Genomic DNA, 11,887 nt, shown 5'->3' on the forward strand with positions numbered 1-11,887 from the left:
CCAGCTTGAGGATTCCATGACCGACCGTTACGCCGTCTTCGGACACCCCGTTGCCCACTCGAAGTCGCCGCAGATCCACGCGACGTTCGGTCGCCAGGAAGGCATCGCGGTGGACTACCGCGCGATCGACCTGGCCCCGGATGCGTTCCTGGCCGGCCTGGAGGCCTTCGCAGCCGACGGCGGTGTCGGCGCCAACGTCACCTCGCCGCACAAGGAGGCAGCGTTCTCGGTGTGCACCACCCTGACCGCACGTGCGCGCCGCGCCGGCTCGGTCAACACGCTGCTGCGCAAGGGCGACCGCTGGCATGGCGACACCACCGATGGCATCGGCCTGGTGCGTGACCTGACCGACCGCCATGGCCTGGACCTGCGTGGCCGCCGCATGCTGCTGATCGGTGCCGGTGGCTCGGCGCGCAGCGTCGCCCCGGCCTTCCTCGATGCCGGCATCACCGAGCTGGTGGTGGTCAACCGCACGCCGGAACGCGCCGATGAACTGATCGACGCGATGGGCGAACCGGGCCGCGCGATCACCCGCTACTGGGAAGATCTGCGTGACCTGGGCGACTTCGAACTGATCGTCAATGCCACCTCGGCCGGCCGCGACCGCGACGTCGAGTTCAAGCTGCCGTTGTCGCTGGTCAATTCAATGACCACCGCCGTCGACCTGAACTATGGCGAGGCCGCCATCGCCTTCCTGGCCTGGGCGCGTGCGGCGAACTGCCGCAATACCGTGGATGGCCTGGGCATGCTGGTCGAACAGGCGGCCGAGAGCTTCCTGCAGTGGCATGGCGTGCGCCCGCAGACCGACGAGGTCTACCAGACCCTGCGGCAGGGCTCGGCCGTGCTGGCCGGCGAGGACTGATCGATGGACAGTACAACGTTGATGGTGACCGTGCTGAGCATGGTCGGCGTGCGCCTGCCGGTGCTGATCGCGCTGTGCGTGGGCCTGGTCTGGGTGGTCGGCGCGCCGCGCGATGCCACCCGCACCGGCGCCCTGGTCGGCCTGGTGCTGTTGCTGCTGTCCAGCCTGGGCGGCATGGCCGCCGGCATCCTGCCGATGTGGTTGATCAGCAGCGGCAACTTCAACGCCATCTCGGGCATGAGTGCCATCCTCGGCGTGCTGCATTTCGCGCTGGCGATGGTCGAGGCCATCGGCGTGGTGCTGCTGGTGTGGGCACTGGTACGCCTGCTGCGTAGCCGTACGATCCCGGCGGCCTGACCGGCAGCGCCGGGCCATGCCCGGCGTATCTGGCCCCTGGGCGGTCCGGCGATCGGACCGTGATCGCCGCCGGGCGTCGTCGCTGGCCCGTTCAGGGTGCCAGCGGCGGTGAACGTCGCCGGCCATGCGACAATGACCGGCCTGATCCAGCCACGGTAATTCCCGGCGTGACCGAAACCGTCGCCGCTCCGCGCACGCTTGATGACGCCTTGAAGGACGCGATCCGCAAGGCGTACACCACGCTGCAGACCAATACTCCCGGCTTCTCCACCCGCCGCTCGCAGAGCCAGATGATCGGCGTGGTGTCGCGTGCGTTGTCGAAAAGTGGCGGCGTCGGCGTGGTCGAGGCGCCCACCGGCGTCGGCAAGAGCCTGGGCTACCTCACCGCGGGTGTACCGATCGCGCTGGCCAGCAAGAAGAAGCTGGTGATCAGTACCGGCACCGTGGCGCTGCAGTCGCAGCTGGTCGAGCGCGACATTCCGAATTTCCTGAAAGCCACCGGCCTGGAAGCGACCGTGGCGCTGGCCAAGGGCCGCACCCGCTACCTGTGCACGCGCAACGCCGCCGAGGCGCAGGGCGAGGGCTCGCAGGGCGGCATGTTCGAGGACGACGCGCCCTTGTTCGACCGGCCGCTGGCACCGATCGAGATGGACATCGCCAAGCGCCTGACCGATGCCTTCACCGGCGGCAGCTGGGATGGCGACATCGACAACGCACCGGAGACCATCAGCCCCGGCCTGCGCAGCCGCATCACCACGCCGGCCTCGGGCTGCGCCGGGCGCCGTTGTGCCTATTCGGCGCAGTGTGCGGTGCTGCGTTCGCGCAACACCGTGCGTGATGCGCAGATCGTGGTCACCAATCACGCGCTGTTGCTGTCGGCGCTGTCGATCGGCGACAGCGACAACGGCCAGCCGTTGATCGCACCGCCGTCGGACATGCTGCTGGTGCTGGACGAAGGCCATCACATCGGCAACGTGGCGATCGACCAGGGCGCGGCCAGCCTGGCGCTGGACGAGATGGCCAAACGCACCGGTCGCCTGCAGATCCTGATTGCCGGCGCCTACCGCGCGGTCGACAAGGATCGCCTCGGCAACCTGCTGCCGAACGAAGCGATCGAGGTGGCCAGCAACGTGGCCAAGCAGCTGCGCGCGTTCCGCGATCATATCGAGCGCGTGTGGATGCCGGCGCCGGCGGACGAAGAGCCGATGTGGCGCGCGGCCAATGGACGCCTGCCCGAGGCCTGGCGCGAGCCGATCGAGGCGTTGGCTGACGATACCCGCAGCCTCTACAACTGGGCGCACGCCGCCACCGCCCAGGTAGCCAAGGGCAAGCCGGACGATGCCGCGCGCGAGCGCCTGCAGCGCAACCTGGGCATGGCGCTGGAAATGATCGAGCAGCAGTACAACCTGTGGCAGGCCTGGCGCCGCGAGGACAAGGACGGCGCACCGCCGATGGCGCGCTGGGTCACTGCCACCCGCGATGGCGACCTGGTGCTGCACGGCTCGCCGGTGTCGGCCGCGCACGTGCTGCGCAAGCTGCTGTGGGATGAAGTGGACTCGGTGGTGATGACCTCGGCGACGCTGACCGGCGGCGGTGACTTCCAGTCACTGGCGATCGACAACGGCATTCCGGAAGAGGCCGAGATGGTCTCGCTGTCCTCGCCGTTCGACCTGCCCAACCAGGCCGAGCTGATCGTGCCGAAGTTCCCGGTCACCCCGGATGACCGCGAAGGCCACCCGCGCGAAGTGGCGCGCTATCTCGACACCGAACTGGACTGGGCCAAGGGCTCGATGGTGCTGTTCACCTCGCGCTGGAAGATGGAGAAGGTGGCCGGGCTGATGTCGGCCGCGCGTCGCAAGCAGGTGCTGGTGCAGGGCGAGATGTCCAAGACCCGCCTGATCGACGAGCATCTGCGGCGCGTGGCGGCGGGCGAGGGTTCGGTGTTGTTCGGGCTGAATTCGTTCGGCGAAGGCCTCGATCTGCCCGGCGAAGCCTGCACCACGGTGGTGATCACCCAGGTGCCGTTCGCGGTGCCGACCGACCCGCAGACCGCCACGCTCAGCGAGTGGTTCGAGGGGCGTGGGCTGAATGCCTTCAACCTGATCGCGATTCCGCATGCGCTGCGCACGCTGACCCAGTTCGCCGGCCGCCTGATCCGCACCTCCACCGACACCGGCCGCGTGGTCATCCTCGATTCGCGGCTGCTGACCCGCCGCTATGGCAAACGCATCATCGACGCGTTGCCACCGTTCAAGCGCGTGATCGGCTGACCGGTAGTGCCGGCCGCTGGCCGGCAAAAAGGGGACGGAGGGAATTAAGTCGTTTTTGCCGTAAACGACTTAATTCCCTCCGTCCCCTTTTCTGCCCCCGTAGTGTCTACCGCCGCAACGGCAGCCATTGCCCTTCGCTGGCGCTGCGCCACAGCCATTCGACCGGCCCGAAACGATGGCCGCGCAGCCACCATGCGCTCGCCAGCAGTTGCAGCGGGAACACTACTGCAGCCACCAGCAGCACCGGCCACAATCCATGCCGCGGGCCGATGCCCAGCCCGAAGCCGGCAAACAGCGGTACGCAGATCGCGCTTTGCAGCAGGTAGTTGCTCAGTGCCATGCGCCCGGCCGGAACGAATACGCGCAGCACGCGTTCGGCCCACGGGCGCAGATAGAGCAGGGCGAAGATCGCCGCCGCAGCGATGCCCAATGCCAGCGGCGCAACGCGGTACGACACGCGCAGCAGGTAGCCGGGCACGCCCCCACGCAGCGCCGGCCACGCCTGCTTGAGCGCATCTGCATTGACATCGATCCAGAGGAACACGATGCCCAGCAGCAGACCGCCGAGAGCGATCACGCGCAGCAGAGGCAGATGCGCGCGCGGTTGCTGCAACAAGCCGCGGCGGCCCGCCCAGTAGCCCAGCAGGAAGCGGCCCAGCACGAACAGCAGCAGTGCCCAGTTGCTCAGCTTCAGCCACGCCGCCAATTGCAGGTTGCGCCACCACGCCTGGGCCAGGCTGCCGTGCGCCAATGCATCGAGCGCTGTGGCATTCATCTGAGCGCGCGGAGTCAGCAGGGCCACCCATTCGCGTATCCACGGCGACAGCAGCGGTGGCAGCAGCAGGGCGATGATCACGCCGCTGCATAGCAGGGCACGATCACCCAGGTGCCGGAACAGCGGCAACAGCAAGCCGACCAGTGCGTACACCAGCAGGATATCGCCCCACCACAGCAGTACCGAATGCAGCAGGCCGATCACCAGCAGCACACCCATGCGCCGCAGGTGCGCGGCCATGCTGCCCTGCGCATTGCCGTCCATCTGCATCGCCACGCCCATGCCGAACAGCAGCGAGAAAAGGGTGATCGCCTTCATGTCCACCAGCCATTCCATGCCGGTGCGGATGGCGTGATCAAACGGGGCACTTGGCAGGGTCTGCTGCGCGGCCTCGGTCATCAGTGCATCGAGCGAAAAGAAGCGCAGGTTGACCAGGAACACGCCGAGCAGCGCGAATCCGCGCAGGGCATCGATGAGGGGTTGGCGCGGCGGGCGTTGGGTCATGCCGCGCAGAGTAGCGGATCGGTAGCGCCGGCCGCTGGCCGGCAACCGTTGTTGGTAGATGCCGACCTTGGTCGGCGCTGTGGGTTCCGTGCCAACCAAGGTTGGCACCCACCAGAGCGATGCGGCGATTGTTGCAGAGGTAGTGCCGGCCGCTGGCCGGCAACCTCATTGATGTGGGGCGTCGCAGTACAGATGCCGGCCAGCGGCCGGCACTACCGTATGGCGGTCAATCGCCCAGCAGGGCGGTGTTGCGTACGGCGCCCTTGTCGGCGCTGGTGGCCAGCAGGGCGTAGGCCTTCAGTGCGCTGGTGACCTTGCGCGGGCGCGGCGCACGCGGTTTCCAGCCGCGGGCATCGGCGTCGGCGCGGCGCTGGGCCAGCACGGCCTGGTCCAGCAGCAGATCGATGCGGCGGGTAGGGATGTCGATGCGGATGCGATCGCCATCTTCCACCAAGCCAATGACACCGCCACTGGCCGCTTCCGGTGAGACGTGGCCGATCGACAGGCCCGAAGTGCCGCCGGAGAAGCGGCCGTCGGTCAGCAGCGCACACTGCTTGCCCAGTCCCTTCGACTTCAGGTAGCTGGTCGGGTATAGCATCTCCTGCATGCCGGGGCCGCCCTTCGGGCCTTCGTAGCGGATCACCACCACGTCGCCGGCCTTCACTTCGTCGGCGAGGATGCCGGCCACGGCTGCGTCCTGGCTTTCATAGACACGCGCGGGACCTTCGAACACGTGGATCGATTCGTCCACGCCGGCGGTCTTCACCACGCAGCCATCGACGGCCAGATTGCCGCGCAGCACGGCCAGGCCGCCTTCGGCGGAATAGGCATGCTCCACGCTGCGAATGCAGCCTTCAGCGCGGTCCACGTCCAGGGTCGGCCAGCGTGTGGCCTGGCTGAAGGCCACCTGGGTAGGGATGCCGGCCGGACCTGCACGGAAGAAATCCTGCACGCTCGATTCGCTGCTGACCGCCACGTCCCAGCGCGCGATGGCATCGGCCAGGCTGCGGCTGTGCACGGTAGGCACACTGGTATCCAGCAGGCCGCCACGCGCCAGTTCGCCGAGGATGCCGTACACGCCGCCCGCGCGGTGCACGTCTTCCATGTGGTACTTGGGCGTGTTTGGTGCCACCTTGCACAGCTGCGGCACGCGCCGCGACAGCGCGTCGATATGGGTCAGGTCGAAGTCGACCTCTGCTTCCTGCGCGGCGGCCAGCAGGTGCAGGATGGTGTTGGTGGAGCCGCCCATGGCGATGTCCAGGGTCATGGCGTTGGCGAACGCGGCCTGGGTGGCAATGCCGCGCGGCAGTGCGGCCGGTTCTTCGCCGCCGTACCAGCGGTGGCACAGTTCGACGATCAGGCGGCCGGCGCGCAGGAACAGCTGCTCGCGGTCGGCGTGGGTGGCCAGGGTCGAGCCGTTGCCGGGCAGCGACAGGCCCAGCGCTTCGGTCAGGCAGTTCATCGAGTTGGCGGTGAACATGCCCGAGCAGGACCCGCAGGTCGGGCAGGCGCTGCGCTCGAACTCGGCGACCTTTTCGTCGCTGGCGCTTTCATCGGCGGCGATCACCATCGCATCGACCAGATCCAGCTTGTGTTCGGACAGCTTGGTCTTGCCCGCTTCCATCGGCCCGCCGGAGACGAACACCACCGGGATGTTGAGCCGCAGGGCGGCCATCAGCATGCCGGGGGTGATCTTGTCGCAGTTGCTGATGCAGACCAGCGCATCGGCGCAGTGCGCGTTGACCATGTATTCGACCGAGTCCGCGATGATCTCGCGACTGGGCAGCGAATACAGCATGCCGTCATGGCCCATGGCGATGCCGTCGTCCACGGCGATGGTGTTGAATTCCTTGGCGACGCCGCCGACCTTTTCGATCTCGCGCGCCACCAGCTGACCGAGGTCCTTCAGGTGCACGTGGCCGGGCACGAACTGGGTGAAGGAGTTGGCGATGGCGATGATCGGCTTGTGGAAATCGCCGTCCTTCATGCCGGTGGCACGCCACAGGGCGCGGGCACCGGCCATGTTGCGGCCGGCGGTGGAGGTGCGGGAACGGTATTCGGGCATGGCTGGCGGAACGGGCGGGCCGTACGACGTGGGGGTCAGCCGATCATGGCCAATTTTTTCGGTTGCTGCTGCAACCACCTTCACCGCTTGCAGCGGCTTGGTGGTCCGCGCATTTCCCCTTATCCCTGCGCCTTCGGCGCGCCCCCTTGAACAACAAGGGGGCTTCTTGCCGGAGGCTTGGCTGCGCACGCCGGGCATAGGCATAGCGGGGCGCCGCGGGGGGTGTGCCAACCAAGGTTGGCACCTGCCAGTGCGGTGTGCCGCCCGGGATCGGATCCCATCGCAGCGCGATGGGCTCTGACCCCAATGCCGACGAAAATGAAAGTCCGTTCATCTTTCGGACTTTGCCGATTCCGGTTGCTGGTCCGGATTTGGCATCATTGGGGCATTGATCCGTCGACAGGGCATGAGGCCATGAAACGTTCCCGCACCACCGCGCTGCTGCTGATGAGCGCCGCGCCGCTGCTGTTCACCGCCTGCCAGAAGGAGCCGGAGGTGAAGGTGCAGGAAGGCCTGTACACCTCGGTCGAGGCCTGCACCGAGGCCACCGGCGATCCGTCGTCGTGCCGCAATGCCTTCGCCGAAGCGCAGAAGCAGGCCGCCGATGCGGCACCGAAGTACGCCAGCAAGGAAGCCTGCGAGAAGGACTACAAGCCGGAGCAATGCGTGCAGCAGCACACCTCGGCCGGTACCTCGTTCATCGGCCCGATGATGATGGGCTTCTTCATGTCGCAGATGCTGAGCAATCGCGGTGGCCTCGCCCCGCAGGCGCCGGCGGCGTCGCCGGCCTACCAGGACAAGAGCGCCGGCTGGGCGCGTCCGGCACCGGGCGGCAGCGGCGGCCTGAACACCGCCAGCGGCATCGGCGCGGGCAAGGCTGGCCTGGCCCCGGTCACCAGCGAGCCGAACCGTGCGGTCACCGCCAGCCGTGGTGGCTTCGGCAACACCAGCGCACGCCGCAGCACCAGCGGCAGCTACGGCGGCTGATCGACGCATGCAACGTATCCGTATTGCCGAGCGTGCCCAGTGGCGGGCACGCGCGGAAGAGGCGGGTTTCCGCTTCCACACCATCGATGGCCAGCCGTACTGGGATGAAAGCGCGTATTACGCCTTCACCCTGCGCCAGATCGAGCAGGACATCGAGGACCCCAGCGCCGAGCTGCACCAGATGGCGCTGGATCTGGTTGGCGATGTCATCGCCAGCGAACGATTGATGGACCAGCTGGCGATTCCGTCGCACTACCGCGACTGGATCGCCGACAGCTGGCGCCAGCGCCAGCCACACCTCTATGGCCGCCTGGACCTGGCCTACGACGGCACCGGCCCGGCCAAGCTGTACGAACTGAACTACGACACGCCGACCTCGCTGTTCGAGGCCAGCTTCTTCCAGTGGCAGTGGCTGGAAGACCAGCGCAACGCCGGTCGCCTGCCGCAGCATGCCGACCAGTTCAATGCCATCCACGAGGCGCTGGTCGAGCGCTTCGGCGAACTGGCCACGCAGTTGCCGCCGCCACTGTATTTCAGTGCCGTGGGCAGCTCCGAAGAAGATCGCGGCACTGTCGACTACCTGCGCGACTGCGCCTCGCAGGCCGGCCTGCATGGCCAGGCCATCGCCGTCGAGGACCTCGGCCTGTCCGAGGATGGCCGTTTCACCGCGCTGGACGATTCGGTGATCGGCACGTTGTTCAAGCTGTATCCGCTGGAAGACCTCATGGCCGAAGCGTTCGGCCGCGCGCTGCCCGGTTCGGGCATGCAGTTGCTGGAACCGGCATGGAAGGCAGTGTTGAGCAACAAGGGCATCCTGCCGCTGCTGTGGCAGCGCAACGTGGGCCATCCGAATCTGCTGGAAGCGCACTTCGATGACGGCAGCACGCTGGCCTCGGGTTGGGTACGCAAGCCGCTGTTCTCGCGCGAAGGTGCCAACATCGAGATGCACCTGGCCGATGGCAGCACCCAGCGCAGCGACGGTCCCTACGATGGCCCGGCGATCATCCAGCGCGCCCATCCGCTCACCCGCTTCGAAGGCGGCTACCCGCTGATCGGCAGCTGGGTGATCGGTGACCACGCCTGCGGCATCGGTATTCGCGAGGACGACAGCGCGATTACCCGTGACAGTGCGCGCTTCGTGCCGCACGCGATCGTTGATGAGGCGCCGACGCGGATCTACGTCTGATGACGGTGCGGCGTTGGCCTGGCCGGCATGGGCGTCCCACGCCCGTGCCGGGCCGGCATTTCGATGACGGGCGCAGCCTGCAGGCCTTCGCGGACCGCGTCGCTGTGCGTTGCCATCGCTGCGACACCCCCGGCTGGGTGATCGCCAGCTGGAAACCTTATCGGTGGACGGCGCGATTCCGCTGCACCGGCTGCAGTTCTGCGTTGGACAGTGGTGACTGGGTCGGCGCGGTCTACATGCTGGGCCGCCAACCTTGTGGATTCTGTGGGCATCAGTGGCTGCATGTGCGTCGCCGGGTTCCCGCTGGCATCCCTGCACCGGCGTCCTTCGCTGCTCGATGTGCGCAATGTGATCGTAGTACCGATGTTTCGGTCTCGGTGCGTCCGTTGCGTGATGCCGAGCCTGCCGATCCGCACTTCGGATTGCCGCTGCGCCTGGTTGAACCGACCCGCGCGGGCCTGCTCTGGGCCTACAACGCTGAGCATCTGCAGGCACTGCACGAGTACGCGAGCGCGACACTGCGGGAAAGCCGCGGCCATCACCGATCCATGTTCTCGCGCCTGCCGCAGTGGATGAAGCTGGCCCGCAACCGGGTGTTGCTGCAGCGTGCGGTGGAGCGCCTGCAGCGTCGGTTGTTGCAGGGGTAGTGCCGGCCGCTGGCCGGCAACCGCCGTTGGTAGGTGCCGACCATGGTCGGCGCTGCGGGTTCCGTGCCAACCAAGGTTGGCACCCACCAGAGCGATGAGGCGGTTGTTGCAGGGGTAGTGCCGGCCGCTGGCCGGCAACCGCCGTTGGTAGGTGCCGACCATGGTCGGCGCTGCGGGTTCCGTGCCAACCAAGGTTGGCGCCCACCAGAGCGATGAGGCGGTTGTTGCAGGGGTAGTGCCGGCCGCTGGCCGGCAACCGCCGTTGGTAGGTGCCGACCTTGGTCGGCGCTGTGGTTTTCGTGCCAACCAAGGTTGGCACCTACCAGACCGATGCGTCGGTTGTTGCAGGGGTAGTGCCGGCCGCTGGCCGGCAATCGCCGTTGGTAGAGGCCGACCTTGGTCGGCGCTTTGGCATGTGTGCCAACCAAGGTTGGCACCTACCAGACCGATGCGTCGGTTGTTGCAGGGTAGTGCCGGCCGCTGGACGGCAACCGGTGTTGGTAGATGCCAACCTTGGTTGGCGCTGTGGGATTTGTGCCAACCAAGGTTGGCACCTACCAGAGCGTTCGCGGGCCGCCACAACGATACGCCGGGTACGGCCCGGCGCTACCGGCTACAGCAGCCCTTCGCGCTTCACTGCCAGGTAGCGTTCCACCAGTGCGCCGGGCAGGGCATCGGCGGTCACGTCCAGCACCATCACCTTCTCGCTGCGCAGTGCCTCATGCGCCTTCGCACGCTGCTGCAGGTACAGCGCCGCGGCACCAGCCTGGGTGGCGTCTTCCAGCGTCTGCACTTCGCCCTCCAGCACGCCATCCAGCTCGCGCTCGCGCAGGCTGGCCACGCATACCAGGTGACGCCGCTGCAGCAGGCGCACCGCCGCCAGCAGGTCTTCGATGTCTTCATCGCGCACGTTGCTGACCAGCATCACCAGCGCACGCCGGCGCTGGCGCAGTGAAACCTCGGTGGCGGCGGCCAGGTAATCGGTGGCCACCGCGCGCGGCTGCAGGTCGTAGCTGGCCCGCAGCAGGTGCTCGACCGTGCCCATCCCGCGCTGCGGCGCCACCCAACGGCGCTCGCCACCGGCAGCGAACAGGCCGGCGGCGTCGCCCTGGCGCAGCGCCAGGTAAGCCACCACCAGCGAGGCGTTCAATGCGTGGTCGAAATGCGAGAGCCCGCCTTCGCTGGCCAGCATGCGCCGGCCACTGTCGAGCATCAGCAGCAGCTGCTGGTTCTTCTCGTCCTGGTACTCGCGCGAGATCAGCTTGCGCGCACGCGCGGTGGCCTTCCAGTCGAGCTGGCGCAGGCTGTCGCCGATGCGGTACTCGCGCATCTGGTGGAAGTCGGTGCCTTCGCCACGGCGGCGCTTTACGTGCGCACCGACCAGTCGCGAGGCCTGGTCGGCACTGAACAACGCAAACCGGGTAAGCGGCACGAAGTTCGGATAGACCCGCACGTCCAGCGCGGGCGGCAACGTGCGTTGCTGCCACCACAGGCGCCACGGCGAGCGCATGCGCAGGTGCACGCCTTCGAAGCGGAAGTGCCCACGCTGCAGCGGCTGCAGGTGATAGTGCAGAGTGGAGGCGGTGCCCGCCTGCAGGCGCACGCGCTGCGGCAGCGATTCCAGCGGCCAGCCGCCGGGCACCAGGTCGAACACCTGCACCGTCATCGACGCGTCTGCCTGCAGCCGCAGTGCAGCCTCGCGGCGCACGCCCAGTGCCAGTGCTTCGGGCAGTTCGCGCTGCACCTGCGGCGACGGACGCCGCGACTGCCGCCACAGATCCATCAACGCCGGCACGGCAATCGCCAGTGCCGCCAGCGCCCAGCTCCAGCGCGGCAGCAACCCGCCCAGCACCAGGCCGCCCAGCGCGGCCCAGGCCAGCAGCAACGCCAGCAGCAGCGGGGCCGGCCTCATCGGCGCGGCGCTTCCACCTTGGCCAGCAGCGCGCCCAGCACATCGTCGGCGTCCTGGCCTTCGATCTGCAGTTCCGGGGCCAGCGCGATGCGGTGGCGCAGCGCCGGGCGTGCGATGTCGCGCACATCATCCGGAGTGACGAAATCACGACCGGCCAGCACCGCCTGCGCGCGCGAAGCACGCACCAGCGCGATGCTGCCACCCGGCCCCCCCCCCCCCCCGCCCCCCCCCCCCCCCGGGGGGCCCCCCCCCGACGTCCCCCATCCCCAACCCCCCCCCCCCCCGGGCCGGCCCCCCCCCCGCCCCCCGCCCCCCCCCCCCG

Annotated in this window: 9 protein-coding genes and 1 pseudogene; 6 read left to right on the top strand and 4 right to left on the bottom strand. The window is 68.0% G+C overall.

Features of this window, described 5'->3' with window-relative positions; all coding sequences use genetic code 11:
• Window positions 1–16: 16 nt before the first annotated feature.
• The 3 genes from aroE to dinG all read left to right on the top strand — a co-directional run bounded on the left by aroE (window position 17) and on the right by dinG (window position 3,489).
• Window positions 17–862, top strand: a complete 846-nt coding sequence (gene aroE / locus EKL94_RS16055) for a shikimate dehydrogenase (protein WP_126929851.1) — start codon at window positions 17–19, stop codon at window positions 860–862.
• Between the two features lie 3 nt (window positions 863–865).
• Window positions 866–1,219 carry a hypothetical protein gene (locus EKL94_RS16060; RefSeq protein WP_126929852.1) on the top strand — a complete coding sequence of 118 codons (354 nt, stop codon included), beginning with the start codon at window positions 866–868 and terminating at the stop codon, window positions 1,217–1,219.
• A gap of 167 nt (window positions 1,220–1,386) precedes the next feature.
• A complete protein-coding gene (gene dinG, locus EKL94_RS16065) occupies window positions 1,387–3,489 on the top strand; it encodes an ATP-dependent DNA helicase DinG (RefSeq protein WP_126929853.1) in 2,103 nt (700 codons plus the stop codon).
• A gap of 106 nt (window positions 3,490–3,595) precedes the next feature.
• Here dinG and EKL94_RS16070 read toward each other — a convergent pair whose 3' ends face one another.
• Both EKL94_RS16070 and ilvD read right to left on the bottom strand, forming a co-directional pair.
• On the bottom strand, window positions 3,596–4,768 hold the full coding sequence (locus EKL94_RS16070) for a DUF418 domain-containing protein (protein WP_123959203.1): 1,173 nt from the start codon (window positions 4,766–4,768) through the stop codon (window positions 3,596–3,598).
• Between the two features lie 226 nt (window positions 4,769–4,994).
• Complete coding sequence (ilvD, locus tag EKL94_RS16075) at window positions 4,995–6,833, bottom strand: dihydroxy-acid dehydratase (RefSeq protein WP_126929854.1); 1,839 nt, start codon at window positions 6,831–6,833, stop codon at window positions 4,995–4,997.
• A 414-nt stretch (window positions 6,834–7,247) separates the two neighbouring features.
• On the opposite strand from ilvD, the gene EKL94_RS16085 reads away from it, so the two are divergent.
• From EKL94_RS16085 to EKL94_RS16095, 3 genes are read left to right on the top strand one after another with little or no spacing between them, the layout of a single operon-like run.
• Entirely contained in the window at window positions 7,248–7,820 is a 573-nt protein-coding gene (locus EKL94_RS16085) for a DUF1190 domain-containing protein (RefSeq protein ID WP_014038869.1), read from the top strand.
• A gap of 7 nt (window positions 7,821–7,827) precedes the next feature.
• Complete coding sequence (locus EKL94_RS16090; RefSeq protein ID WP_126929856.1) at window positions 7,828–9,006, top strand: glutathionylspermidine synthase family protein; 1,179 nt, start codon at window positions 7,828–7,830, stop codon at window positions 9,004–9,006.
• Entirely contained in the window at window positions 9,006–9,653 is a 648-nt protein-coding gene (locus EKL94_RS16095) for a hypothetical protein (protein ID WP_099551703.1), read from the top strand. The genes EKL94_RS16090 and EKL94_RS16095 overlap by 1 nt, the downstream gene beginning before the upstream one ends.
• 613 nt (window positions 9,654–10,266) lie before the next feature.
• On the opposite strand, the gene EKL94_RS16100 is transcribed toward EKL94_RS16095, so the two are convergent.
• The gene (locus EKL94_RS16100; RefSeq protein WP_126929857.1) at window positions 10,267–11,565 is read right to left on the bottom strand and encodes a DUF58 domain-containing protein; all 1,299 of its coding nucleotides are present in this window, start codon (window positions 11,563–11,565) and stop codon (window positions 10,267–10,269) included.
• A pseudogene (locus EKL94_RS16105) lies at window positions 11,562–11,780 on the bottom strand (AAA family ATPase); the annotation flags it as partial. The gene EKL94_RS16100 and the pseudogene EKL94_RS16105, both read right to left, overlap by 4 nt.
• Window positions 11,781–11,887: the final 107 nt, after the last annotated feature.

The organism is Stenotrophomonas maltophilia (genome assembly GCF_003970865.1).
Taxonomy (GTDB): domain Bacteria; phylum Pseudomonadota; class Gammaproteobacteria; order Xanthomonadales; family Xanthomonadaceae; genus Stenotrophomonas; species Stenotrophomonas maltophilia_AR.